24 protein-coding genes are annotated in these 23,907 nt (G+C 70.9%); 13 read left to right on the forward strand and 11 right to left on the reverse strand.

The features are described from left to right. Positions 1 to 123 precede the first annotated feature (123 nt). Positions 124 to 750: a PH domain-containing protein gene (locus EOT10_RS32020; protein WP_127831890.1), complete on the reverse strand. Its 627-nt coding sequence runs from the start codon at positions 748 to 750 to the stop codon at positions 124 to 126. A 341-nt stretch (positions 751 to 1,091) separates the two neighbouring features. On the opposite strand from EOT10_RS32020, the gene deoC reads away from it, so the two are divergent. The 4 genes from deoC to EOT10_RS32040 all read left to right on the forward strand — a co-directional run bounded on the left by deoC (position 1,092) and on the right by EOT10_RS32040 (position 5,262). Beyond that, positions 1,092 to 2,042: a deoxyribose-phosphate aldolase gene (gene deoC, locus EOT10_RS32025; protein ID WP_127832006.1), complete on the forward strand. Its 951-nt coding sequence runs from the start codon at positions 1,092 to 1,094 to the stop codon at positions 2,040 to 2,042. A 6-nt stretch (positions 2,043 to 2,048) separates the two neighbouring features. Continuing rightward, positions 2,049 to 3,500 (forward strand): aldehyde dehydrogenase family protein, encoded by a 1,452-nt coding sequence (locus EOT10_RS32030; protein WP_127831891.1) that lies wholly within the window; start codon positions 2,049 to 2,051, stop codon positions 3,498 to 3,500. Then, a complete protein-coding gene (locus tag EOT10_RS32035; RefSeq protein ID WP_127831892.1) occupies positions 3,497 to 4,423 on the forward strand; it encodes an aldehyde dehydrogenase family protein in 927 nt (308 codons plus the stop codon). The genes EOT10_RS32030 and EOT10_RS32035 overlap by 4 nt, the downstream gene beginning before the upstream one ends. A 203-nt stretch (positions 4,424 to 4,626) precedes the next feature. Then, positions 4,627 to 5,262 (forward strand): uridine kinase family protein, encoded by a 636-nt coding sequence (locus EOT10_RS32040; RefSeq protein ID WP_127831893.1) that lies wholly within the window; start codon positions 4,627 to 4,629, stop codon positions 5,260 to 5,262. A 225-nt stretch (positions 5,263 to 5,487) separates the two neighbouring features. Here EOT10_RS32040 and EOT10_RS32045 read toward each other — a convergent pair whose 3' ends face one another. Next, positions 5,488 to 6,267, reverse strand: coding sequence for a SigE family RNA polymerase sigma factor (locus EOT10_RS32045; protein ID WP_127831894.1), 780 nt, complete (start codon positions 6,265 to 6,267; stop codon positions 5,488 to 5,490). Positions 6,268 to 6,473: 206 nt separating this feature from the next. Here EOT10_RS32045 and afsQ1 point away from each other — a divergent pair, with 206 nt between their 5' ends. From afsQ1 to EOT10_RS32070, 5 genes are all read left to right on the forward strand, one after another. Then, entirely contained in the window at positions 6,474 to 7,151 is a 678-nt protein-coding gene (gene afsQ1, locus EOT10_RS32050; protein ID WP_030682803.1) for a two-component system response regulator AfsQ1, read from the forward strand. Continuing rightward, complete coding sequence (locus EOT10_RS32055; RefSeq protein WP_127831895.1) at positions 7,148 to 8,740, forward strand: sensor histidine kinase; 1,593 nt, start codon at positions 7,148 to 7,150, stop codon at positions 8,738 to 8,740. The genes afsQ1 and EOT10_RS32055 overlap by 4 nt, the downstream gene beginning before the upstream one ends. Then, positions 8,740 to 9,387 (forward strand): hypothetical protein, encoded by a 648-nt coding sequence (locus EOT10_RS32060; protein ID WP_127831896.1) that lies wholly within the window; start codon positions 8,740 to 8,742, stop codon positions 9,385 to 9,387. The genes EOT10_RS32055 and EOT10_RS32060 overlap by 1 nt, the downstream gene beginning before the upstream one ends. 55 nt (positions 9,388 to 9,442) lie before the next feature. Continuing rightward, positions 9,443 to 9,985 carry a VanZ family protein gene (locus tag EOT10_RS32065; protein WP_127831897.1) on the forward strand — a complete coding sequence of 181 codons (543 nt, stop codon included), beginning with the start codon at positions 9,443 to 9,445 and terminating at the stop codon, positions 9,983 to 9,985. A 99-nt stretch (positions 9,986 to 10,084) separates the two neighbouring features. Beyond that, complete coding sequence (locus tag EOT10_RS32070; RefSeq protein ID WP_127831898.1) at positions 10,085 to 10,285, forward strand: PspC domain-containing protein; 201 nt, start codon at positions 10,085 to 10,087, stop codon at positions 10,283 to 10,285. Between the two features lie 74 nt (positions 10,286 to 10,359). On the opposite strand, the gene EOT10_RS32075 is transcribed toward EOT10_RS32070, so the two are convergent. Together EOT10_RS32075 and EOT10_RS32080 are read right to left on the reverse strand one after the other, a co-directional pair. Further along, positions 10,360 to 10,698, reverse strand: a complete 339-nt coding sequence (locus EOT10_RS32075; RefSeq protein WP_127831899.1) for an ATP-binding protein — start codon at positions 10,696 to 10,698, stop codon at positions 10,360 to 10,362. A 142-nt stretch (positions 10,699 to 10,840) separates the two neighbouring features. Continuing rightward, a complete protein-coding gene (locus tag EOT10_RS32080; protein WP_127831900.1) occupies positions 10,841 to 11,998 on the reverse strand; it encodes an adenosine deaminase in 1,158 nt (385 codons plus the stop codon). Between the two features lie 113 nt (positions 11,999 to 12,111). On the opposite strand from EOT10_RS32080, the gene EOT10_RS32085 reads away from it, so the two are divergent. Further along, the gene (locus EOT10_RS32085) at positions 12,112 to 12,870 is read left to right on the forward strand and encodes a prolyl oligopeptidase family serine peptidase (RefSeq protein WP_127831901.1); all 759 of its coding nucleotides are present in this window, start codon (positions 12,112 to 12,114) and stop codon (positions 12,868 to 12,870) included. A 203-nt stretch (positions 12,871 to 13,073) separates the two neighbouring features. Here the strand turns inward: EOT10_RS32085 and EOT10_RS32090 are convergent, their stop codons facing one another. Continuing rightward, on the reverse strand, positions 13,074 to 14,027 hold the full coding sequence (locus EOT10_RS32090; protein WP_127831902.1) for a LysR family transcriptional regulator: 954 nt from the start codon (positions 14,025 to 14,027) through the stop codon (positions 13,074 to 13,076). A 62-nt stretch (positions 14,028 to 14,089) separates the two neighbouring features. On the opposite strand from EOT10_RS32090, the gene EOT10_RS32095 reads away from it, so the two are divergent. Together EOT10_RS32095 and EOT10_RS32100 are read left to right on the forward strand one after the other, a co-directional pair. Next, positions 14,090 to 15,376, forward strand: a complete 1,287-nt coding sequence (locus EOT10_RS32095; protein WP_127831903.1) for an MFS transporter — start codon at positions 14,090 to 14,092, stop codon at positions 15,374 to 15,376. A 161-nt stretch (positions 15,377 to 15,537) separates the two neighbouring features. Then, a complete protein-coding gene (locus EOT10_RS32100; protein ID WP_127831904.1) occupies positions 15,538 to 16,530 on the forward strand; it encodes a sigma-70 family RNA polymerase sigma factor in 993 nt (330 codons plus the stop codon). On the opposite strand, the gene EOT10_RS32105 is transcribed toward EOT10_RS32100, so the two are convergent. Further along, the gene (locus tag EOT10_RS32105; protein WP_223281328.1) at positions 16,432 to 16,803 is read right to left on the reverse strand and encodes an STAS domain-containing protein; all 372 of its coding nucleotides are present in this window, start codon (positions 16,801 to 16,803) and stop codon (positions 16,432 to 16,434) included. The genes EOT10_RS32100 and EOT10_RS32105 overlap by 99 nt on opposite strands. 368 nt (positions 16,804 to 17,171) lie before the next feature. On the opposite strand from EOT10_RS32105, the gene EOT10_RS32110 reads away from it, so the two are divergent. Next, positions 17,172 to 18,095: an AEC family transporter gene (locus EOT10_RS32110; protein WP_127831906.1), complete on the forward strand. Its 924-nt coding sequence runs from the start codon at positions 17,172 to 17,174 to the stop codon at positions 18,093 to 18,095. 59 nt (positions 18,096 to 18,154) lie between these two features. Here the strand turns inward: EOT10_RS32110 and EOT10_RS32115 are convergent, their stop codons facing one another. The 5 genes from EOT10_RS32115 to EOT10_RS32135 are packed head-to-tail and all read right to left on the reverse strand — an operon-like array spanning position 18,155 to position 23,829. After that, the gene (locus EOT10_RS32115; RefSeq protein WP_127831907.1) at positions 18,155 to 19,432 is read right to left on the reverse strand and encodes a thymidine phosphorylase; all 1,278 of its coding nucleotides are present in this window, start codon (positions 19,430 to 19,432) and stop codon (positions 18,155 to 18,157) included. 41 nt (positions 19,433 to 19,473) lie between these two features. Then, positions 19,474 to 19,863, reverse strand: coding sequence for a cytidine deaminase (locus EOT10_RS32120; RefSeq protein ID WP_127831908.1), 390 nt, complete (start codon positions 19,861 to 19,863; stop codon positions 19,474 to 19,476). Continuing rightward, positions 19,860 to 21,152, reverse strand: coding sequence for an ABC transporter permease (locus EOT10_RS32125; RefSeq protein ID WP_127831909.1), 1,293 nt, complete (start codon positions 21,150 to 21,152; stop codon positions 19,860 to 19,862). Before EOT10_RS32125 ends, EOT10_RS32120 begins: the two co-directional genes overlap by 4 nt. Next, entirely contained in the window at positions 21,149 to 22,294 is a 1,146-nt protein-coding gene (locus tag EOT10_RS32130) for an ABC transporter permease (protein ID WP_431313344.1), read from the reverse strand. The genes EOT10_RS32125 and EOT10_RS32130 overlap by 4 nt, the downstream gene beginning before the upstream one ends. Then, complete coding sequence (locus EOT10_RS32135) at positions 22,291 to 23,829, reverse strand: ABC transporter ATP-binding protein (protein WP_189492352.1); 1,539 nt, start codon at positions 23,827 to 23,829, stop codon at positions 22,291 to 22,293. Before EOT10_RS32135 ends, EOT10_RS32130 begins: the two co-directional genes overlap by 4 nt. Positions 23,830 to 23,907: the final 78 nt, after the last annotated feature.

Genomic DNA, 23,907 nt, shown 5'->3' on the forward strand with positions numbered 1-23,907 from the left:
TGCGGCGTTGCCGAAACGTCCGAGTGGCTCCGCCACTAGGACGCTCCGGCGCCTTGCGATCGCACGCACCAGACGCCGCGGGGCCCGCCCTCCGGGCGGACGACGCTACTTTCGAAACACGCCCTAGCCGACAACCAGCACGACACCCACCAAAACGGCCCCCACCACCACGGGCACAACGATCTCCCACGCCCAGCGAACCGAAGGCGCACCCTGAGAAGCGGGCTTGTCGGCCCGCTCCTCGGCCAACGCCCGGATCTCGTCCAGCGACTGATCCCCAGGAGCCTTCCGCACACCGGGCTCCTCCGCCACCGGCCCGAAGACCCCGATCGACTTACGCCCCGAGGGCCGCCGGCTGGCCTTCTTACGGGCCCGGATGGACACGGGGATGGCCCAGAGCTGGTACTTGTCCCCGCCCTCGGTGAAGACCTCGCTGGAGTAGTGGGCCCGCACCCCGGAGACCGAAGCCCAGGGCAGGGTGATCACGCGAAACGGGTTACGCACGCGCAGCCGGTTCTCATCGGCGTACACGGCGGGCCGCAACGTAAAAGCCACCACGAGCGGCACCAGGAACAACAACGCACCGACGGCCAGCCAGCGCGTACGAGCGTCGCCGTTGATCACGGCGTCGGAACCGAGCCAGACGGCCATCACGAGCAGCAGAACGCCGCCCGCGATACCGGCGGGCGAACGGTATGCCCGCTCCGTCACGGGTTCCGCGACAGAGGGCTGAGAGTCCGGGTTCTTCATACCCCGATTCTGCCTGACGCCGAGACAGCAGGGCAGAGAGGCACTGAGAAGCCCCACCGGCGGGGAGCCGCCTACGAGACGGGAGGGGCCGTGGGGGCATGTGCGCGCGGAGCCACCAGCACCACGCGCACGGGACGCGAACCCCACGTAAACCCGTAGAACAGCGAGCACGTACATGCCCCCGCGGCCCCGCACCCAAAAGAACACCGTCCCCCACGCCGCAACAGCAGCCCACAAACCCGAGGCCCCACTCGGCTCCCCAGACCGGCACCCCCAAAACCACCCCCGACCCCCTCCCCCTGTACAGCAGCTACGCGCGTAGATATGCTCCCCTCGTGACCATGCCCACTGCACCCGCACCCGCATTCGCCGACGCGGTCGCCTCGGACCGTTCGCTGCGTCGCTTCCTTCACGGGCTGCCCGGCGTCGACACGGTCGGCCTGGAGGCTCGCGCCGCATCCCTAGGCACGAGGTCGATCAAGACCACGGCCAAGGCGTACGCCATCGACCTGGCGATCTCAATGATCGACCTGACGACGCTAGAAGGCGCAGACACTGCCGGCAAGGTCCGAGCGCTAGGCGCGAAGGCCGTGCACCCGGACCCCACTGACCGTACGACTCCCCGCACGGCCGCCGTCTGCGTCTATCCGGACATGGTGGCGACCGCCAAGGAGGCCGTGGCCGGAAGCGACGTGAAGGTCGCCTCCGTGGCCACCGCGTTCCCGGCGGGCCGCGCCGCCCTGGAGGTGAAGCTGGGGGACGTCCGCGAGGCGGTGGCCGCCGGCGCCGACGAGATCGACATGGTCATCGACCGAGGCGCGTTCCTCGCGGGCCACTACCTGAAGGTGTACGAGGAGATCGTCGCCGTGAAGGAGGCCTCGGGCGCCGCACGCCTCAAGGTCATCTTCGAGACGGGCGAGCTGTCCACGTACGACAACATCCGGCGGGCGAGCTGGCTGGGCATGATGGCGGGGGCGGACTTCATCAAGACGTCCACCGGCAAGGTCGGGGTGAACGCCACACCGGCGAACACGCTGCTCATGCTGGAGGCGGTGCGAGACTTCCGCACCCAGACGGGCATCCAGATCGGCGTGAAGCCGGCCGGAGGCATCCGCTCCACGAAGGACGCGCTCAAGTTCCTCGTGCTGGTCAACGAGACGGCCGGCAGCGACTGGCTGGACAACCACTGGTTCCGCTTCGGCGCGTCGAGCCTGCTCAACGACCTGCTGATGCAGCGTCAGAAGCTGAGCACCGGCCGCTACTCCGGCCCCGACTACGTGACGGTGGACTGATCGATCATGACTTTTGAGTACGCACCCGCGCCCGAGTCGCGGTCGGTCGTCGACATCGCCCCGAGCTACGGCCTGTTCATCGACGGCGAGTTCGCCGAGGCGGCCGACGGCAAGGTGTTCAAAACGATCAGCCCGGCCACGGAGGAGGTCCTCTCCGAGGTCGCCCAGGCGGGCGAGGCGGACGTGGACCGCGCGGTGAAGGCCGCGCGCAAGGCGTTCGAGAAGTGGTCGGCGCTGCCGGGCTCCGAACGCGCGAAGTACCTCTTCCGCATCGCCCGGATCATCCAGGAACGATCCCGCGAACTGGCCGTCCTGGAGACGCTGGACAACGGCAAGCCGATCAGGGAGACGCGGGACGCGGACCTCCCCCTGGTCGCCGCGCACTTCTTCTACTACGCGGGCTGGGCGGACAAACTCGACCACGCGGGCTACGGCCCGAACCCCGAACCCCTGGGCGTGGCCGGCCAGGTCATCCCCTGGAACTTCCCGCTCCTGATGCTGGCGTGGAAGATCGCCCCGGCGCTCGCGACGGGCAACACGGTGGTGCTGAAGCCCGCCGAGACGACCCCGCTCTCGGCGCTGTTCTTCGCGGACATCTGCCGCCAGGCGGGTCTCCCCAAGGGCGTGGTGAACATCCTCCCGGGCTACGGCGACACGGGCGCGGCGCTCACGGCGCACCCGGACGTGAACAAGGTGGCGTTCACGGGCTCGACGGCGGTGGGCAAGGCGATCGCACGCCAGGTGGCCGGCACGGACAAGAAGGTCACCCTGGAGCTGGGCGGCAAGGGCGCGAACATCGTGTTCGACGACGCCCCCATCGACCAGGCGGTCGAGGGCATCGTGACGGGCATCTTCTTCAACCAGGGCCAGGTCTGTTGCGCGGGCTCCCGACTCCTGGTCCAGGAGTCGATCCAGGACGAACTGCTCGACAGCCTGAAGCGCAGGCTTTCCACCCTGCGCCTGGGCGACCCGCTGGACAAGAACACGGACATCGGCGCGATCAACTCGGCCGAGCAGCTGGCCCGCATCACGGCGCTGGCCGAGACGGGCGAGGCGGAGGGCGCGGAGCGCTGGTCGCCGCAGTGCGAACTGCCCTCCACCGGCTACTGGTTCGCCCCGACCCTGTTCACGAACGTCACGCAGGCGCACACCATCGCGCGCGACGAGATCTTCGGCCCGGTGCTGTCGGTCCTGAGCTTCCGTACCCCGGAAGAGGCCGTGGCCAAGGCGAACAACACGCAGTACGGCCTGTCGGCCGGCATCTGGACGGAGAAGGGCTCGCGCATCCTCGCGGTGGCGAACAAGCTCCGGGCGGGCGTCGTCTGGGCCAATACGTTCAACAAGTTCGACCCGACCTCGCCGTTCGGCGGCTACAAGGAGTCGGGCTTCGGCCGCGAAGGCGGCCGCCACGGCCTGGAGGCGTACCTCGCCCCGTCGAGCGAAGCGAGCGTCAAATGAGCACAGTTGAGCGACTCACGGTCTTCAAGACCTACAAGCTTTACGTCGGGGGCAAGTTCCCCCGCTCCGAGAGCGGCCGGGTGTACGAGGTGAAGAAGGCGACATCAGCCGCTGGCGCGGCGGGCAAGGCCAACTGGCTCGCGAACGCCCCCCTGTCCTCCCGCAAGGACGCGCGGGACGCGGTGGTGGCGGCCCGTAAGGCGCAGGCCGGCTGGGCGGGCGCGACGGCGTACAACCGCGGTCAGGTGCTCTACCGCGTGGCGGAGATGCTGGAGGGCCGCAGGGACCAGTTCGTCCGCGAGGTGGCGGACGCGGAGGGCATCTCCAAGTCGAAGGCCGCCGCCCAGGTGGACGCGGCGATCGACCGCTGGGTCTGGTACGCGGGCTGGACGGACAAGATCGCCCAGGTCGTGGGCGGGGCGAACCCGGTCGCGGGCCCGTACTTCAACCTGTCGACGCCCGAGCCGACGGGAGTGGTCGCCGTACTGGCCCCGCAGAAGTCGTCGTTCCTGGGTCTGGTCTCGGTGATCGCGCCGGTGATCGCGACGGGCAACACGGCGGTGGTGATCGCGAGCGAGGAGCGCCCGCTCCCGGCACTGTCGCTGGGCGAGGTGCTGGCCACGTCCGACGTGCCCGGCGGAGTGGTGAACATCCTGTCCGGCAGGACGTCGGAGATCGCGACGCCGCTGGCCGCACACCAGGACGTGAACGCGATCGATCTGACGGGCGCGGACGGGGACGCGGACCTGGCGCGTGACCTGGAGATCGCGGCGGCGGACAACCTGAAGCGCGTGCGCCGTCCACAGGCTGTGGACACGGACTGGACGACGGACCCGGGCACGGACAGGCTCACGTCGTTCCTGGAGACGAAGACTGTGTGGCACCCCACGGGTTCCCTGGGAGCGACGGGCTCGGCCTACTAAAAGACGGCACCGACCCAAAACTCCTCCCCCAAACCCGAAGCCCCGGGCCTCCTCCGTCCAGGAGGCCCGGGGCTTCGTCATACCTGGGCGAAATACATGCGCGAAATACATGGGCAAAACGGCGCCTTCACGGCGTTGGCTGTGCCACAAAGGCCGACCCGCGGGGTCCACCGGGGCACGGGGATGCCCCACACTGGACTCTCGTGAGTTCCCATCCCCCCATACCGACCCGGGTCGTCCTGCTGGCAGGACCGTCCGGCTCAGGCAAGTCGTCGTTCGCCACCCGCTCCGGGCTCCCCGTGCTGAGCCTGGACGACTTCTACAAGGAGGCCGGCGACCCGACGCTGCCGCAGGTGCCGGGCAGCTCGGACATCGACTGGGACTCGCCGCTGTCCTGGGACACGGAGACGGCGGTGGCGGCGATCGTGGAGCTGTGCCGCACGGGCCGGACCCGCGTTCCCGTGTACGACATCGCGACGAGCGCGCGTACGGGCGAGGAGTCGCTCGACATCGGGCGGACGCCGCTGTTCATCGCGGAGGGCATCTTCGCCGCGGACATCGTGGAGCGCTGCCGTGAGCTCGGGGTGCTGGCCGACGCGCTGTGTCTGCGCGGCCGCCCGTCGACGACGTTCCGCCGCCGACTGCTGCGGGATCTCAGGGAGGGCCGCAAGTCGGTGCCGTTCCTGCTGCGGCGCGGCTGGCGTCTGATGCGCGCGGAACGGTCCATCGTGGCGCGCCAGACGGCGCTCGGCGCGCACGCGTGCGGCAAGGAAGAGGCGCTGGGCCGCGTGGCGGCAGCCGCCGCGGGCCGCCGGGTGAAGGCCCGAGCCGAAGCCTGACCCCCCGGTCGCCCCCCGTAAACAACGCAGCCACCGTAACAACGCACCCACCAAAAACCAGGCACACAAAAAGCGGGACCGGAAGGACCCCCCGGCCCTCCGGTCCCGCTTCATTCCCCCACGAGGATCCCCGTGATCCCCCGTGATCCCCCGTCTTCCCCCGTCTTCCCCCGTAATGCGACCGCCGCGTCCCCCGGAGCGACGGCCCGCCCCCTCCCCTTCGCCTCAGGCCACCAGCTCGCCGAAGGACTCTTCCAGGTCACGGCCGAAGCTGAGGACCTCGTCCTCGCGCAGCCGGCGCAGGGAGCGCCAGATGCTGGACTTCACCGTGCCGACACTGATGTCGAGGATGTCCGCGATCTCGGGGTCCGTACGGCCCTCGTAGTAGCGGAGCACCAGCATCGTGCGCTGCAGTTCGGGAAGGCGGGCGAGCGCCTGCCAGAGAACCGCGCGCAGCTCCGTGCCGCGCATCGCGTCCGTGTCGCCCGCCGTCTCCGGCAGCTCCTCGGTCGGGTACTCGTTCAGCTTGCGGCGGCGCCACGCGCTGATGTGCAGATTGGTCATGGTGCGGCGGAGGTAGCCCCCGACCGCCGCCTTGTCGCTGATCCTGTCCCAGGCCCGGTACGTCGAGAAGAGGGCGCTCTGGAGCAGGTCCTCGGCCTCGAACCGGTCACCGGTCAGGTGGTAGGCGGTCGCGTACAGGGAGGCGCGGCGCTCCTGGACGTAGGCCGTGAACGCCGCTTCGGCCTCCGCGGTCTCCGCCAGGGACTTCTGCCGCTCCCCCGATTCCTCCCCGTACGCGGTTCCCCCGTCGGACACCGCCTGGTTCGCGTCAACCACCGTCATGTACGTGGTGTGCTGACGCCCGGCGCCGCGAGCGCACCCCCGCCCGCTCACGGCACCGGACAACTCGTGCTTCCCGGAACCGGAACCGGAACCCCGCACGACTGCGTCATGAAGACGTGTGACAACTGCGCCAGTGGTGGTGCTGTGCAGCGTGTTCATCTCGCGCCCCCCGTCGTGGAGTCTCGGTTTCCCGTGGCCGTCAAGGACTTGCGTCCTTGCGATGTCCAAAAGCTTGCCCGGGTCACTTCTCGACGGTGTCCCCCGACTGTCACAGACCTGTCACAGCCGCCCGGCCCCGTGCGAGTCGCGGACGGGAGCGCTTCAACAGTCGAACTCGGGCCGCGCCATGGGACAGAATGGCTCCCGTGCCTTCCCTGTTGCTGATCGAGGACGACGACGCCATCCGAACGGCCCTGGAGCTGTCCCTGACGCGCCAGGGCCACCGGGTCGCCACTGCTGCCACCGGCGAGGACGGTCTGAAGCTGTTGCGCGAGCAGCGGCCCGATCTGATCGTTCTCGATGTGATGCTGCCCGGCATCGACGGGTTCGAGGTGTGCCGGCGCATCCGGCGCACGGACCAGTTGCCGATCATCCTGCTGACCGCGCGCAGCGACGACATCGACGTGGTGGTCGGCCTGGAGTCCGGCGCCGACGACTACGTGGTGAAGCCGGTGCAGGGGCGGGTGCTCGACGCCCGGATCCGTGCCGTGCTGCGCCGGGGCGAGCGGGAGGCCAACGACGCGGCGTCGTTCGGCAGCCTGGTCATCGACCGGGCCGCGATGACGGTGACGAAGAACGGCGAGGACCTTCAACTGACGCCCACGGAGCTGCGGTTGCTGCTCGAACTGAGCCGCAGGCCGGGGCAGGCGCTGTCCCGGCAGCAGCTGTTGCGCCTGGTGTGGGAGCACGACTACCTCGGTGACTCGCGGCTCGTCGACGCGTGTGTGCAGCGGCTGCGGGCGAAGGTCGAGGACGTGCCGTCGTCGCCGACGCTGATCCGCACGGTGCGCGGGGTGGGCTACCGGCTGGACACGCCTCAGTGAGCGACGCGCACGACCGGCTGCGGGGGTGGGCCGCGGCGAGGAAGGCGATACTCGCGGGGCTCCGTTTCACGAGCCTGCGGCTGCGGCTCGTCGTCGTGTTCGCGCTGGTGGCGCTGACGGCGGCGGTGTCGGCGTCAGGGATCGCGTACTGGCTGAACCGTGAGGCGGTGCTTACGCGGGCGCAGGACGCGGCGCTCAGCGACTTCCAGCAGGAGATGCAGAACCGGGCGGCGGCGCTGCCCCAGCATCCGACGCAGGGTGAGCTGCAGCACGCCGCGAACCTGATGGCGAGCAGCAGCCAGCACTTCAGCGTGCTGTTGATCAGTGACACCAAGGACGGCCGGCGGATCGCGGGGAACTCCGACCTGGACGCGATCACGCTGGCCGAGGTGCCGCGGTCGCTGCGGGACGCGGTGAACCGGGAGCAGCCCCTCACGGACGGCAACAAGCACCCGTACCACCTGTACTGGCAGCGGATCGTCAGTCATGACACCCCGTATCTGGTCGGTGGTGCGCGGGTGATCGGCGGGGGGCCGACGGGCTACATGCTCAAGTCGCTCGAGCCGGAGGCGAAGGATCTCAACTCGCTCGCCTGGTCGCTCGGGATCGCGACGGGTCTGGCGCTGATCGGTTCGGCGCTGCTCGCGCAGGCCGCCGCGACGACGGTGCTGAAGCCGGTGCACCGGCTGGGGATCGCGGCGCGGCGCCTCGGGGAGGGGAAGCTGGACACGCGTCTGCGGGTGTCGGGTACGGACGAACTCGCCGATCTCTCCCGGACGTTCAACAAGACGGCGGAGAACCTGGAGAAGAAGGTCGCGGACATGAGTGCGCGCGAGGAGGCGTCGCGGCGCTTCGTCGCCGACATGTCGCACGAGCTGCGGACGCCGCTGACCGCGATCACCGCGGTGACCGAGGTCCTGGAGGAGGAGCTGGACGCGGAGACCGGTTCCGTCGATCCCATGATCGAGCCGGCGGTTCGGCTCGTGGTGAGCGAGACGCGGCGCCTGAACGACCTGGTGGAGAACCTGATGGAGGTCACCCGCTTCGACGCGGGCACCGCCCGGCTCGTCCTCGACCACGTCGACATCGCCGACCAGATCACGGCCTGCATCGACGCGCGCGCCTGGCTCGACGCGGTGGAGCTCGACGCGGAGCGCGGCATCATGGCCCGCATCGACCCGCGCCGCCTCGACGTCATCATGGCGAACCTGATCGGGAACGCGCTCAAGCACGGCGGCTCGCCGGTGCGGGTGTCCGTGCGGCTCGCGGACGCGGCCCTGGTGATCGAGGTGCGCGACCACGGTCCCGGCATCCCCGAGGACGTGCTGCCGCACGTGTTCGACCGGTTCTACAAGGCGAGCGCGTCGCGGCCTCGTTCGGAGGGCAGCGGGCTCGGTCTGTCCATCGCCCTGGAGAACGCGCACATCCACGGCGGCGAGATCACGGCCGCCAACTCCCCTGAGGGCGGTGCCGTGTTCACGTTCCGGCTGCCGCTCGACGCGTCGCCGCTGACGCTGCCGCCGGACGAAGAGGGCTCGGGCTCCGGCGGGACCGAGGGTGACCGTTCCGGTGAGGAGGGCGGCGCGTGATGACCGTACGCAGGACACGACGCACGACACGAAGCACGACACGACGCAGCACACGACTCCGGTACGCGGCGCTGGGCGCGGCGGTGCTGGCCGCGCTGCTCGCCGGGTGCGGGATCCGGCCGACGGAGGTGCCGACGGACTTCGGGGCGGCCCCGTCGCGGGTGCCGTGCGCCCTGTCGGGGCCGGATCTGGGGTCGCGGTCGAGCGGGGAGTTCTCCGTGCAGGTGTATCTGGTCTGTACGTCGCAGCTGGTGAGCGTCGACCGGTCGCTGTCCCTGCCGAAGGGGCCCGCCGCGTCCGACCGGGTGCGGCTCGCGCAGGCGCTCCTCGACGAGCTGGAGCAGTCTCCCGCCGGCGACGAGCGGCAGGCGGGCTACACGACGGACGTGCGGCGCGGGACCACCGTCTCGGGGCCCGCCGACGGTGACCCCGACAACGCCCTGCGGCTGAGCGTCCCGCCGGACGACCTCTCCCCGTACGCGCTGGCGCAGATCGTGTGTACGTATGCGAACAGCGGGGCCTCCGCGAAGCACGAGAAGGTCGTCCTGGGCGGGCCGGCGGGAGACGCTCTGCGCGCCTACGAGTGCTCCCCGGAGATGCGGACGCGGCCGGGACTCGTGCCGGCGCCGGCGGAGACGGTGGGCTGACACCCCCTGGTGGCGGGGCGGAACCGATCGTCCCGCACTCCGCGTCTTGGGGGGCGTGCAGCGCCATCGCCCGGGCGGTTACAAGGCCGCCATCCGTTTCCGTACGGCAGGGGTACTCCTCCTAGCCGCGCATCTCCTTCTCGTCTGCTGGATCACGCTGCGACCACTGGACGTGCCGTGGGTCAGCGCCGCGAACCTCCATCCGTTCGCCGGGATCAGAGCGGATCTGGCCCTCGGCACCCGGGAGGCGGTGCGGCGCATCGGCAAGGAGCTGCTGCTGCTCGCCCCGCTGGGGGTGCTGCTGCCGCTGGCCGGGGGGCGGCTCGCCGTCTCGCCGCTGGGTTCGCTGGTGCGTACGGTCGCCGCGGGGGCGCTGCTCTCACTCGGCATCGAGCTGCTGCAGACGGGCGTGCCGGGGCAGGTCGTGGACATCGACTCGCTGTTCCTGAACACGCTGGGTGTGGCGCTCGCGCACGTGGCCGTGGTGCCGGCTCTCAGGGGCAGGCTCCGCCGCAGGGCCGAGGGGACGGCCCTCCCCCGGGATGAGCAGTCTCAGGGACGGACCCCGACGATTTCCAGGGTCGGCATCGCCCCGTGAGCTGACGCTTCGCCCGTTTCGCGACCGTAGCTTTGAAGGCATGGAGGACGCCCCGACAAGAGGGGCGCCTCACCGCTACGGTTCGCGAAGGAGCCCACCATGACCGCCCTTGCCCGCCCCACGAACGGACGGATGATCGGCGGAGTGTGCGCAGCGCTGGCACGGCGCTTCGGCACCTCCGTGACCACGATGCGCGTGATCTTCGTGCTCTCGTGCCTGCTGCCGGGGCCGCAGTTCCTGCTGTACATCGCGCTGTGGATCCTGCTGCCCGGCGAGGACAAGGTCCGCCAGGCGTGGTGACGCGCTGAGGTACGACAACGCAGGGGCGCACCCCGCGAGCGGGTGCGCCCCTGCGTGGGTGCCGGTCGGGTGGGTCAGCCGCCGAGGGGGAGGGACTTGGCCACCGGCAGCTGGCCGACGGGCAGGCCGCCGATGAGGCCGTTGACCGGGCTTCCGCCGTCGGTCGGGAGGACCCTCTCGGCGGCGGTGTTCAGGCCACCGGTGAGGGCGTGCTGCCCCGCGGCGACGGACTCGGTGCTGCCTCCGGGCAGTACCTTCCCGACCTGCTCGGCCGGGAGGGTGCTGGTCACGGTGTTCAGGGCGGAACCCGCGTCGGGGAGGGCGGGGGCGGCGGAGGCGGCACCGGCGCCCGCGGCGGCGAAGGCGGCACCGAGGGCGGCGACACCGAGGGTCTTGACAGCAGACTGCTTCATTATGAAATGAGTCCTCGTGAACGGGGGCTTGAGCGGTCCACGACCGTAAACATGTGTCAGCACTCGTTGCAAACAGCGAAATACGCGAAAGCGTGGCCGGGAGTTCATACTCCCGACCACGCCGAATTCGCACAAAGTGGCGCTACTTCGCGACAGAACCCCTGGTGGAGACGGTCTGACGGAACAGCCATTCGGATTTCAGCTCGGCATATCCCGGCTTGATGACGTCATTGATCATGGCCAGTCGTTCATCGAAAGGAATGAATGCTGATTTCATCGCATTGACGGTGAACCACTGCATGTCGTCGAGCGTGTAGCCGAAAGCGTCGACCAGGTGCTCGAATTCGCGGCTCATGCTGGTGCCGGACATGAGGCGGTTGTCGGTGTTCACCGTGGCACGGAAGTGCAGCTTACGGAGCAGGCCGATGGGGTGGGCCGCGTAGGAGTCGGCGGCGCCGGTCTGCAGGTTGGAGCTGGGGCACATCTCCAGGGGGATGCGCTTGTCGCGGACGTAGGAGGCGAGGCGGCCGAGCGTGACGGTGCCGTCCTCCGCGACCTCGATGTCGTCGATGATCCGTACGCCGTGGCCGAGCCGGTCGGCGCCGCACCACTGGAGGGCCTGCCAGATGGAGGGCAGGCCGAAGGCCTCGCCCGCGTGGATCGTGAAGTGGTTGTTCTCGCGCTTGAGGTACTCGAAGGCGTCGAGGTGGCGGGTGGGCGGGAAGCCGGCCTCGGCGCCCGCGATGTCGAAGCCGACGACCCCCGAGTCGCGGTAGCGGTTGGCGAGTTCGGCGATCTCCAGGGCGCGGGCCGCGTGCCGCATGGCGGTGAGCAGGGCGCCGACGCGGATGCGGTGACCGCTCGCCTTGGCGCGGCGCTCGCCCTCGCGGAAGCCCTCGTTGACCGCCTCGACGACCTCTTCGAGGGTGAGGCCGTTCTCCAGGTGCTGTTCGGGGGCGTAGCGGATCTCGGCGTACACGACGCCGTCCTCGGCGAGGTCCTCGGCGCACTCGGCGGCGACCCGGACCAGTGCTTCGCGGGTCTGCATGACGGCGCAGGTGTGGGCGAAGGTCTCCAGGTAGCGCTCCAGGGAGCCGGAGTCGGCGGCCTCGCGGAACCAGATGCCGAGCTTGTCGGGATCGGTCTCGGGGAGGTGGTCGTAGCCCTGTTCCCGGGCGAGTTCGACGATGGTTCCGGGGCGGAGCCCGCCGTCGAGGTGGTCGTGCAGCAGCACCTTGGGGGCGCGAACGATCTGTTCTGAGGTCGGAATCTGGGAGTTTCCGCTGGTCTGGCTCGTCATTTCCGCACTCTACTGCCTACGCGCGTAGATGCCAGGGGGCGTCCACCCGTCGATACGTAACAGTGACCCCGCGGACGGGTGGAGTACACCGGGCCTTCTGACACTGTTCTGTCATGGCAGAGCAAGCGACTACGGCCCGCGAGGCCCGGCTCGGGAAGACGGTCGGCCCCGCCGCGCCGGCGGTGAGCGGCGTGGTCCTGCTGCTTCCCCCGGGCGAGGAGTCCTCCGTCCGCAGGCCCTCCCCCCTGGCCCCCGCGGCCGTGCGCGCCCTCGGCCGCGCCCTCGCGCGCGACGGGCGGGGCGAGGGGCTCGCGACGCATGTCGTGCACTACCGCTGCCGCGGCTGGAACGGCGCGCAGGCGCAGCTCGCGCGCGACGCCGGCTGGGCCGCCGACGAGGCCGTACGGCGCTACGGCGACGTCCCCGTCTGTCTCGTCGGCGTCGACATGGGCGCCCGCGCGGCGCTGCACGCGGGCGGGCACAGCGCCGTCAACTCGGTGCTCGCGCTGGCCCCCTGGCTGCCGGAGGAGGACGTCGCCGCCCCCCTCGAACCGGTGAAACAGCTCGCGGGCCGCCGGGTCCTCATCGTGCACGGCACGAACGACCGGCGTACGGATCCCGAGCTGTCGTTCCGCCTGGCCTCCCGGGCGAAGAAGTCGAACCGCGACATCTGCCGGTTCGAGGTGCACTCCGACGGTCACGGACTGCACCAGCACCGGGCCGAAGTCCTGGCGCTCGCCCGCGACTTCGTCCTCGGTTCGCTCTTCGGGCGGGCGTTCTCGCGCCCGGTGCAGGACGCGCTGGCCGCGCCGCCCCCGCTGGGGCTGCGGATGCCGCTGGCGTCGGGGTTCGGGCGGCCGCCGGGGCGCTGACGCCAGGTCCGGGCCACTGACGGCAAGTCCGGACCACTGACGGCACCTCCGGGCCGGTGACGCCAAGTCCGGGGTGCTGACGCCGCGTCCGGGCCGGTGACACCACGTCCGGGCCGGTGACACCAAGTCCAGGCCGGTGACACCAAGTCCAGGCCGGTGACGCCAAGTCCCGCCCGCTGACGCCAAGTCCCGCCCGTACAGGCTCACTCGGAGAGCAGCTTGCCCCGGCGTGACAGCAGGAACTGCTTGAACGCGGCGACCGGCGGGGTGTCCGGGTGCCCGTCGAGCCAGGCCACCCCGATCTCGCGCACAGCCCGCTGCCCGGTGACCGTGAGTTCCACGACTCCCGGGCGCGGTACGGCGGGTGGCGGCAGGAGTGCCACGCCGAGGCCCGCGGCGACCAGGCCGCGCAGGGTCTCCGCCTCCTCGCCCTCGAACGCCACGCGGGGCCGGAAGCCGGCCTCCTGGCAGAGGTCGTCCGTGATGCGGCGCAGGCCGTACCCCGGCTCCAGGGTCACGAACGCCTCGTCGGCCGCCTCCGCGAGGCGTACGCGCTTGCGGCCCGCGAGGCGGTGGTCGTCGGGCACGACGAGGCGCAGGCGCTGCTCGTCGAGGCGGCGGGCGACGAGGTCGGGTGCGTCGGGGACGGGCGAGGTGAGGCAGAGGTCGAGCTCGCCGGCGCGCAGGCGTTCCAGCATCGCCTCGCCGTAGTTCTGGACGAGGCTGAAGCGGATCCGGGGGTGGTCGGCGCGGAAGGCGCGGATCAGGCCGGGGACGGTCTCGGAGCCCATCGTGTGCAGGAAGCCGAAGGCGACCTTGCCCGACGCCGGGTCGGCGTCGGCCCGTACCGAGTCGGCGGCACGGCCGACCTCGCCGAGCGCCTTGTCGACGGAGGCGAGGAACGTGCGGCCCGCCGGGGTGAGGGAGACGGTGCGGCCGTGGCGCGCGAACAGGTCCACGCCGAGGTCCGCTTCGAGGCGGACCAGGGCGCGCGACAGCGTCGACTGCGGGACCTGGAGCTCCTGCGCGGCCCGCGTGACGTGCTCGGTGCGGGCGACCGCGGCGAAGTACGACAGGCGGGGCGCGAGCGTCGTCACGATGTCTTCTGTGTCACTGGACGGTGACAGACGAGGCCCTGAACTCTGCTTATGCACCATGGGATCGATTATGGCGTTTTCATGCATTGGACGCATGAAACCCTGACCTTTACGTTCGTGGCATGCCTCCTGCCAGTAGCGGGGCGGCCGCCACCCACGCGGTCGCCGCCCGTACGCCGTCGTCCCCCGAAGCCTCCGACACCCGCCTGAACCCGGGCGGTCCCGGTTACCGCCGGATGAGCTTCGCCCTCTTCCTGGCAGGGGTCGCGACCTTCGCCCTGCTGTACTCCACGCAGGCCCTGCTCCCCCTCGTCTCCGCGGACTTCGGCGTCAGCGCGAGCGCCGCGAGCTGGACGGTGTCCGGCGCGACGGGCGCGCTCGCCCTGTGTGTGCTGCCGCTGAGCGCCCTGTCGGAGCGGTTCGGGCGGCGCACGGTGATGACGGCGTCCCTGTCGGTGGCGGTCGTGGTCGGGCTGCTCGTGCCCTTCGCCCCCTCGCTCGGCGTGCTGATCGTGCTGCGGGCGCTCCAGGGCGCGGCCCTCGCCGGGCTTCCGGCGTCCGCGATGGCGTATCTCGCGGAGGAGGTGCGGCCCAAGGCGCTGGTCGCGGCGATCGGTCTGTTCGTGGCGGGCAACTCCATCGGCGGCATGAGCGGCCGGGTCATCACCGGCTGGGTCGCGCAGGAGTGGGGCTGGCGCGCGGCGGTCGGCACGATCGGCGTGATCGCCGTGGCGTGCGCGGTCGCGTTCCGCCTGCTGCTGCCCGCGCCCCGGCACTTCTCCCCGGGCTCGCTGCGGCCCAGGGTCCTGGCCCGCACGGTCCGCGGCCACCTCGCGAACCCGCTCCTGTGCCGTCTGTACGTGATCGGCGCCCTGTTCATGACGGTCTTCGGCGCCGTCTACACGGTGATCGGCTACCGGCTCACGGCCGCGCCGTTCTCGCTCCCGCAGGGCCTCATCGGTTCGATCTTCCTGGTGTACCTGGTGGGTACGGTCTCCTCGGCCGCCGCCGGCAAGCTCGTCGCGCGGCTCGGGCGGCGCGGCGCGCTGTACCTGGCGGTCGGCACGACGGCGTCCGGTCTGCTGCTCTCGCTCGGTGACTCGATCCCCATGGTGCTGCTCGGCCTGGTCCTGATCACGGCCGGTTTCTTCGCGGGGCACGCGGTGGCGTCGTCCTCGGTCAGCCACACGGCGACGCACGGGCGGGCGCAGGCGTCCGCGCTCTACCAGTCCGTGTACTACCTCGGCTCCAGCGTGGGCGGCACGCTCGGCGCGGTCGCCTTCCACTCGGGCGGCTGGGCCGGGACCGTGACGCTCGGCCTGGTGGCGGTGCTCGGCGTCGTGTCGGTGACCCTGTGGGGTACGCACGCGGCGCGGGTGCAGCGGCAGACCTTCGCGGCTGCCCACTGACGGGCGCTGCGCTCCTACCGCAGGCGGCCCCCGGACCGGCGTATTTCGCCGGTCCGGGGGCCGTTGTCAGTGCGCTGCGGTAGCTTCCGGTGTGCTGGAACTTGCCAGGACGTGCTGGGACTTGCTGCGGCTTCGAAGGAGCCGCAGGGCGGGGTGTGGACATGAGTGACATCGCAGGGACGACCACGGAGCTGGACGTCCGTCTCGAGAAGCACCGGGTCGAGCTGACCGGGTACTGCTACCGGATGCTGGGATCGGCCTTCGAGGCCGAGGACGCGGTGCAGGACACGATGGTCCGCGCCTGGCGCAGCTTCGACAAGTTCGAGGGCCGCTCCAGTCTGCGTTCGTGGCTGTACCGCATCGCGACGAACGTGTGCCTGGACATGCTGAACGCGGGGAACAAGCGGGCCCGTCCGATGGACCTGACGGCGGCGGCGCCGCTGGCGCAGGCCGCCCTCACGCCCCGCCCGGACAACGTGTGGCTGGAGCCGATGCCGGACGCGCGCGTCCTGCCTACGGTGCACGACCCGGCAGAGGCCGCGGTGGCGCGCGAGTCGGTGCGCCTCGCGTTCGTGGCGGCCCTGCAGAACCTGCCGGCCAAGCAGCGGGCCGTGCTCATCCTGCGCGAGGTCCTCGCCTGGAAGGCGAGCGAGGTCGCGGAGCTCCTCGACACGTCGGTCGCGTCGGTGAACAGTGCGCTCCAGCGGGCCCGCGCCACGCTCGCCGAGGCGCCCGCCGGGAAGAGCGCGGACGGCGGTGAGCTGGACGAGGAGCACCAGGCGCTCCTGGAGCGCTACGTCGCCGCGTTCGAGGGGTACGACATGAAGGCCCTCACGGCGCTGCTCGCCGAGGACGCCATCATGACGATGCCGCCGTTCGACCTGTGGCTGACCGGCACGCCGGACATCACGGGCTTCATGACGACGATCGGCGCCTCGTGTGCCGACAGCCGCCTGGTGCCCGTCGAGGCGAACGGCTCACCCGCGTTCGCCCACTACAAGCCCGACCCGGACAACGGCGGGTTCACGCCGTGGGCCGTTCAGGTCCTGGAGATCTCAGAGGGCCGGATCACCGGACTCCACTGCTTCCTGGACACCGCCCGCTATTTCCCGCTGTTCGGGCTGGCGCCCCATCTCGATGACAAGCCCGCCTAGGCCGGGGAGGCCGACCAGCTGAAGCAGGGCCGACAGGGCCGGGGACGGATCGCGCAGCCGCAGTCCCGACCCGGCCCTGCGGGCGGCGAGCTGCATCCGGGCGAGGGCGTCCACGGTGGCGAGGTCGGCGCTGCTCACCGCGCTGACGTCGCAGACGACGTGGCGCCCGGGTGCGCGGGCGCATGCCGCGCGCACCTGGTCGCACAGCTGGGGCACGTCATGCCGGCGCGGGGCGCCGGTGACGGCGAGATCGGGAAGTCGGTAAGCAGCCACGCCAGTGAGACCGGCGGGACGGCCCGAACTCATCGGCGACGCCGCGGACGGGCCTGGCCGGACGCCGGGTGCGGCTGAGTGGGGGCTGGTCGCGCAGTTCCCCGCGCCCCTGAAATGCAGGCACTGCGTGCCGCATTTCCCCGATGAAGGCGCGGCGGAGCCGCAAGCCTTCAGGGGCGCGGGGAACTGCGCGACCAGCCCCCACCGCACCCGAACCCGCACCCGCACCCGCACCCAGCGACGCTGCCCCGTGTCACACGGATCACGTTGACCCCGCGCCGGGTGCCCTCCGAGGCTAGGAGGATGCCCCGAGATCATCGCGTGCCTGATCCCTCGTCCGTACGGCGACGACACAGGCAGGGGGCACCGTGGCCGGCGTGCTGAACGGGTTCGCCGTCATCGCCGTGGTCATCGCCGTCGGCTATGTGATCGGGCGGCGCGGCTACCTCGGGGAGAACGGGCGCGAGGTCCTCACCAAGCTCGCCTTCCATGTGGCCACCCCCGCGCTTCTGTTCACCACGCTCGCCAAGGCCGACCTCTCGGTGATCCTGTCGCCGCGGCTGCTCGTCACGGCGCTCAGCACGGCGGCCGCGGCCGGGGTGTTCATCGCGGTGGGCGTCGCACGCCGGTGGGGCGTGGGCCGTACGACGATCGGGGCGCTGTGCTCCAGCTACGTCAACTCGGGGAACCTCGGCATCCCGATCGCCGTGTATGTGCTCGGCGACGCCTCGCTGGTCGCGCCCGTGCTGCTGTTCCAGCAGATCGTGGTGACGCCGATCGCGATGACGGTCCTCGACCTGTCGGAGACCGGCGAGAAGCAGTCCCTGTGGCGGCGGCTCGTCACGCCGCTGCGCAACCCGATCGCGGTCGGGGCGCTCGCCGGGGTGACGGTGGCGGCCACGGGGTGGACGGTGCCGGGCCCGGTCTTCAACCCTGTCGATCTGATCGGCAAGATGTCCGTGCCGGTGGTGCTGCTCGCGTACGGGATCTCGCTGTGCGGGAGTTCGCTGCCGGGCGGGCGCGGCAGCGACCGGGTGCCGGTGCTGCTGTCGGTGGCCCTGAAGTCGGCGGGCCAGCCGGCCGTGGCGTGGGCGCTGGCGGCGGGCGTCTTCGGCCTGCACGGCGCGTCACTCCTGGACGTGGTGGTGACGTCGGCGCTCCCGGCGGCGCAGAACCTCTTCACGTACGCCTCGCGCTACGGCGTCGCGGAGAAGATGGCGAGAGAGTCGATCCTGCTGTCGACGCTGGCGTCGGTGCCGGCGCTCGTGGTGGTGGCGGCGCTGCTGGGGTGAGCCGAACGGGACCGGCGGAGTCCTGCCAGTCCCGTTCGCCCGCACGAGGAAACCCCAGGTCAGCCGATACGTTCCCGCACCACCGGCGTGGCCGTGTACGCCGTGCCCGGGGCCGAGATGTCGTACGAGCCCTCGACCGACTCAAGGGCGTACGCGAAGCGTTCCGGTGTGTCCGTGTGCAGGGTCAGCAGGGGCTGGCCCGCGGTGACGGAGTCGCCCGGCTTGGCGTGGAGTTCGATGCCGGCGGCGGCCTGGACCGGGTCCTCCTTGCGGGCTCGGCCCGCGCCGAGGCGCCAGGCGGCGACGCCGATGTCGTACGCGTCGAGGCGGGTGAGGACGCCGGACTTCCCGGCGGTCACGACGTGCTGTTCGCGGGACGTGGGCAGCGCCGCGTCCGGGTCGCCGCCCTGCGCGGCGATCATGCGGCGCCACACGTCCATCGCGGAGCCGTCGGCGAGGGCCTTCGCCGGGTCGGCGTCCTTGATACCGGCCGCGTCGAGCATCTCGCGGGCCAGGGCGAGGGTGAGGTCGACGACGTCGGAGGGGCCGCCGCCCGCAAGCACCTCGACGGATTCGCGGACTTCGAGGGCGTTGCCCGCGGTGAGGCCGAGCGGCGTCGACATGTCGGTGAGCAGGGCGACCGTGCGCACACCGCTGTCGGTGCCCAACTCGACCATGGTGGAGGCCAGTTCGCGGGCGTCCTCGATCGTCTTCATGAACGCGCCGGTGCCGACCTTCACGTCGAGGACGAGCGAGCCGGTGCCCTCGGCGATCTTCTTCGACATGATCGAGGAGGCGATGAGCGGGATGGCCTCGACGGTGCCGGTGACGTCGCGCAGGGCGTAGAGCTTCTTGTCGGCGGGGGCGAGTCCGTCACCGGCGGCGCAGATCACGGAGCCGACGGTGTCGAGGACGTTCAGCATCTCGTCGTTCGACAGGAGCGCGCGCCAGCCGGGGATGGACTCCAGCTTGTCGAGGGTGCCGCCGGTGTGGCCGAGGCCGCGGCCGGAGAGCTGCGGCACGGCGGCACCGCACGCGGCGACCAGGGGCGCCAGGGGAAGGGTGATCTTGTCGCCGACGCCGCCCGTGGAGTGCTTGTCGGCCGTCGGGCGCGAGAGGGACGAGAAGTCCATGCGCTCGCCGGACGCGATCATCGCGGCGGTCCAGCGGGCGATCTCCGTGCGGTTCATGCCGTTGAGCAGGATGGCCATGGCGAGCGCCGACATCTGCTCGTCGGCGACGATGCCGCGGGTGTACGCGTCGATGACCCAGTCGATCTGCTCGTCGCTGAGCTCGCCCCGGTCCCGCTTGGTCCGGATGACGGAGATGACGTCCATGGGTGTTCCTTCCAGCAGATGAAGCGGGGCCGCGCAGCGGCTCAGTTGAGGTTCTCGGGGCCGAACGCGTCCGGCAGGAGCTCGCCGAGCGGACGGATCCCCGACACCGTCTCCAGGAGCAGCTCGCGCCCCCCGAACTCGTACAGGAGCTGGCGGCAGCGGCCGCACGGCATCAGGGTCTCGCCCTTGCCGTCCACGCACGTGAAGTGGGTGAGGCGGCCGCCGCCGGTGAGCTGGAGCTGGGAGACGAGCCCGCACTCGGCGCACAGGGCGAGCCCGTACGACGCGTTCTCGACGTTGCAGCCCGAGACGGTGCGGCCGTCGTCCACGCGGGCGGCGGCGCCGACCGGGAAACCGGAGTACGGCACGTACGCGCGGGACATGGCCTCGCGGGCCGCCTCCCTGAGTGCTTCCCAGTCGGCTTCTGTCACTTGCCCTGACCCTTCCGGTAGCGCATGCCGTTCGCCTTCGGCATCCGCAGCCGCTGCGCGGACAGGGAGAGCACCAGGAGGGTGACGACATACGGGGTGGCGCCGACGAAGTCGCCGGGCACCTCATCCGTCAGGAGGTACCAGACCAGGACGATCGCGGCAATCACCGCACTGATCGTGGCCTGGAGGAATGCCTTGCGGTACGCCTTCCACCCGGCGAGGAGCGCGAGCAGGACGACAAGGAGGAGCAGCAGCGCGTGGACGGTCTCGCCACCGTTGCGCAGCTGGAGCGCGTCGGAGAAGCCGAACAGGCCCGCGCCCATGGCGAGTCCGCCCGGCCGCCAGTTGCCGAAGATCATGGCGGCGAGGCCGATGTAGCCGCGCCCGCCGGTCTGGCCCTCCAGGTAGCTGTGCGAGGTGACGAGCGCGAGGAACGCGCCGCCGAGGCCCGCGAGTCCGCCGGAGATGGCGACGGCCGCGTACTTGTGCGCGTACACGTTGACGCCGAGGGACTCGGCCGCGACCGGGTTCTCGCCGCAGGAGCGCAGGCGCAGGCCGAACGAGGTGCGCCACAGCACCCACCAGCTGCCCACGAAGAGCAGCACGGCGAGGATCGTGATCACGGAGACGTTGGTGACCAGGCCGCCGAGGATGCCGGCGAGGTCGGAGACCAGGAACCAGTGGTGCTGCTCGATCGAGTGCAGTCCGCCGGACAGGCCCGGCACGGTGATGTCGCCCAGGGACTCGGCGGGCGGCGACTGCTTGGGGTTGCCGCCCTTGGACGCGGGCACACCCTCGGCGAAGAACAGCTTGGCGAGGTACTGGGTGGCGCCGAGCGCGAGGAGGTTGACCGCGACACCGGAGACGATGTGGTCGACGCCGAAGGTGACGGTGGCGACGGCGTGGATCAGACCGCCGAGGACACCGAAGCCGATGCCGCAGAGGAGGCCGAGCCAGGGGCTGGTCTGCCAGCCGAGCCAGCCGGCGCCGAACGTGCCGAGGATCATCATGCCTTCGAGGCCGATGTTGACCACGCCGGCCCGCTCCGACCACAGGCCCGCGAGGGCGGCGAGGCCGATGGGCACGGCGAGTCCGAGCGCGGCGCTGATCTGGCCGCCGGAGGTCAGCTGGTCGGCGCCCGTGACGACACGGACGGCGGAGACCAGGAACAGCGCGCCGACGACGATCATCAGGGTCTGGCCGGCGGAGAGCCGGCCGCGGGCCTTCTTGGCCTCGCCGCTCACCGCGGGCGCCGCCGGCGGCGGGGTGTCGGTCGTCGTGGCGGTCATCCGGCCACCTCCTGCTTCTCGGTGCGGACGGCGGAGGCCTGCGCGGCGAGTTCGGCGCCGACCCGCTGCTGCTGGCGCTTGAGTCCGTAGCGGCGTACGACCTCGTAGGCGATGACGACGCACAGGACGATGACGCCCTGGATCACGCCGAGGATCTCCTTGTCGTAGCCCTGGAACTCCAGGTGGTTGGTGGTGCGCTCCAGGAAGCCCCACAGCAGGGCGCCGAGCGCGATGCCGACCGGGTGGTTGCGGCCGAGCAGCGCGATGGCGATGCCCGTGAAGCCGAGCCCGACCGGGAAGCTGTTGTCGTACTGGTGGCTGTCGTTGAGCAGCGTCGGCATGCCGACCAGACCGGCCACGGCACCCGAGATGATCATGCTGGTGGCGACCATCTTCTTGACGCTGACACCGCTCGCGGCGGCGGCCGACTCGGACTGGCCGACGGTGCGCAGGTCGAAGCCGAAGCGGGTGCGCCCGAGGACGAACCAGTAGGCGATGCCGACGAGTACGGCGACGACGATGAAGCCCCAGACCTGGCCGGCCGGTCCCGCGTCCATCGTGAAGAAGTACGAGGACGTGGGCAGCGGCTTGGTGGAGACCAGGGTGCCGGCGTTGTCGAGCTGGCCGAGCTGCTCGGGCTGGAGCAGGTAGGCGATGATCGCGGTGGCGATCGCGTTCAGCATGATCGTCGCGATGACCTCGCTGACCCCGCGGGTCACCTTGAGGATGCCGGCGATGGCGGCCCACAGGGCGCCGGTCGCCATGGCGGCGAGGATGATCAGCGGGATGGAGAGCCAGCCGGGCAGCGTGAGCGCGCCGCCGAGCACGGCGGCGACGAACGCGGCGAGGCGGTACTGGCCGTCGACGCCGATGTTGAAGAGGTTCATGCGGAAGCCGACGGCCACCGCGACGCCCGCGAGGTAGTACGTCGTCGCCTTGTTGAGGATGTAGACCTGGCTGTCGCTGGCGGAGCCGTAGGTCACCATGTCGCTGAACGCGGCGAACGGGTCCTTGCCGGTGGCGGCGATGATCAGCGCCGTGACGACGAGCGCGGTGACGACCGCGAGGAGCGGGGCGGCGACCGCGAGGATCAGCCGCTCCTTGTCGAACCGGGCGGTGCCCCGGGATATCAGTGTCTTCATCGGGCGTCCCCGCCTTCGGCGTCTTCCGTGTGCTCCAGGTGGCCGGAGGCGGCACCTGTCATGGCGGAGCCGAGCTCCTCCGGGGTGATGGTCGCGGGGTCGGCGTCGGCGACCAGGCGGCCCCGGTACATCACCCGCAGGGTGTCGGACAGGCCGATCAGCTCGTCCAGGTCCGCCGAGATGAGCAGGACGGCGAGGCCCTCGCGGCGGGCGCGGCGGATCTGGTCCCAGATCTGGGCCTGCGCGCCGACGTCCACGCCGCGCGTGGGGTGGGCGGCGATCAGCAGCTTGGGCGCGTGGCTCATCTCGCGGCCGACGATCAGCTTCTGCTGGTTGCCGCCGGACAGGGAGGCCGCGGTGACCTCGATGCCGGGGGTGCGGACGTCGTAGTCGCGCACGATGCGCTCGGTGTCGGCGCGGGCGGCCTTGAGGTCGAGCAACGCGCCCTTGGAGTTGGGGCGTTCGCTGACGTGGCCTAGGACGCGGTTCTCCCACAGCGGCGCTTCGAGGAGCAGTCCGTGGCGGTGCCGGTCCTCGGGGATGTAGCCGACGCCGGCTTCGCGGCGCTTGCGGGTGGGGGTCTGGGTGACGTCGGTGCCGTCGAGGGAGACGGTGCCGCGGTCGGCGGCCCGCATCCCCATGATCGCTTCGACGAGTTCGGACTGGCCGTTGCCCTCCACGCCCGCGACACCGAGGACTTCGCCGCGGTGGATGGTGAAGGTGACGTCGTCGAGGATGACGCGCTCGACGCCGTCCAGGTCGGTCTGCGTGAGCCGCAGCCCGTCCAGGCGGAGCATCGGGGTGTCGGTGACCGTCGACTCCTCGGTCTCCGGCGAGGGCAGTTCGCTGCCGACCATCAGCTCGGCGAGCTGCTTGGTGGTCGTGGTGCGCGGGTCGGCCGTACCGACCGTCGTGCCGCGCCGGATGACAGTGATCTCGTCCGCGACCGACAGCACCTCGCCCAGCTTGTGGGAGATGAAGATGACGGTGAGACCCTCGGACTTGAGCTCGCGCAGGTTGTCGAACAGCGCGTCGACCTCCTGCGGGACGAGGACCGCGGTGGGCTCGTCGAGGATGAGCGTCCGGGCGCCCCGGTAGAGGACCTTGAGGATCTCGACGCGCTGCCGGTCGGCGACCCCGAGCTCCTCGACGAGGACGTCGGGCCGCACCCCGAGGCCGTACGCCTCGGATATCTCGCGGATCTTCGTACGCGCCTTGCCGCCGATGCCGTGCAGCTTCTCGGCGCCCAGGACGACGTTCTCCAGGACCGTGAGGTTGTCGGCCAGCATGAAGTGCTGGTGGACCATGCCGATGCCGCGCGCGATCGCGTCGGCGGGCGTGGCGAAGGTGACCTGGGTGCCGTCGACCGCGATGGTGCCCTCGTCCGGCTTCTGCATGCCGTAGAGGATCTTCATCAGGGTCGACTTACCGGCGCCGTTCTCACCGCACAGGGCGTGGACGGTGCCCCGCCGTACGGTGATGTCGATGTCGCGGTTGGCGACGACGCCGGGAAAGCGCTTGGTGATGCCGCGCAGTTCGACGGCGGGAGGGCTGGACGCGTTGATGGCGCACTCTCCTCGGGGGACAGGACGTACGTACGGAAGGGAACGGGC

Origin of the sequence: Streptomyces antnestii (assembly GCF_004005495.1) — a bacterium.
GTDB classification, from domain to species: Bacteria; Actinomycetota; Actinomycetes; order Streptomycetales; family Streptomycetaceae; genus Streptomyces; species Streptomyces antnestii.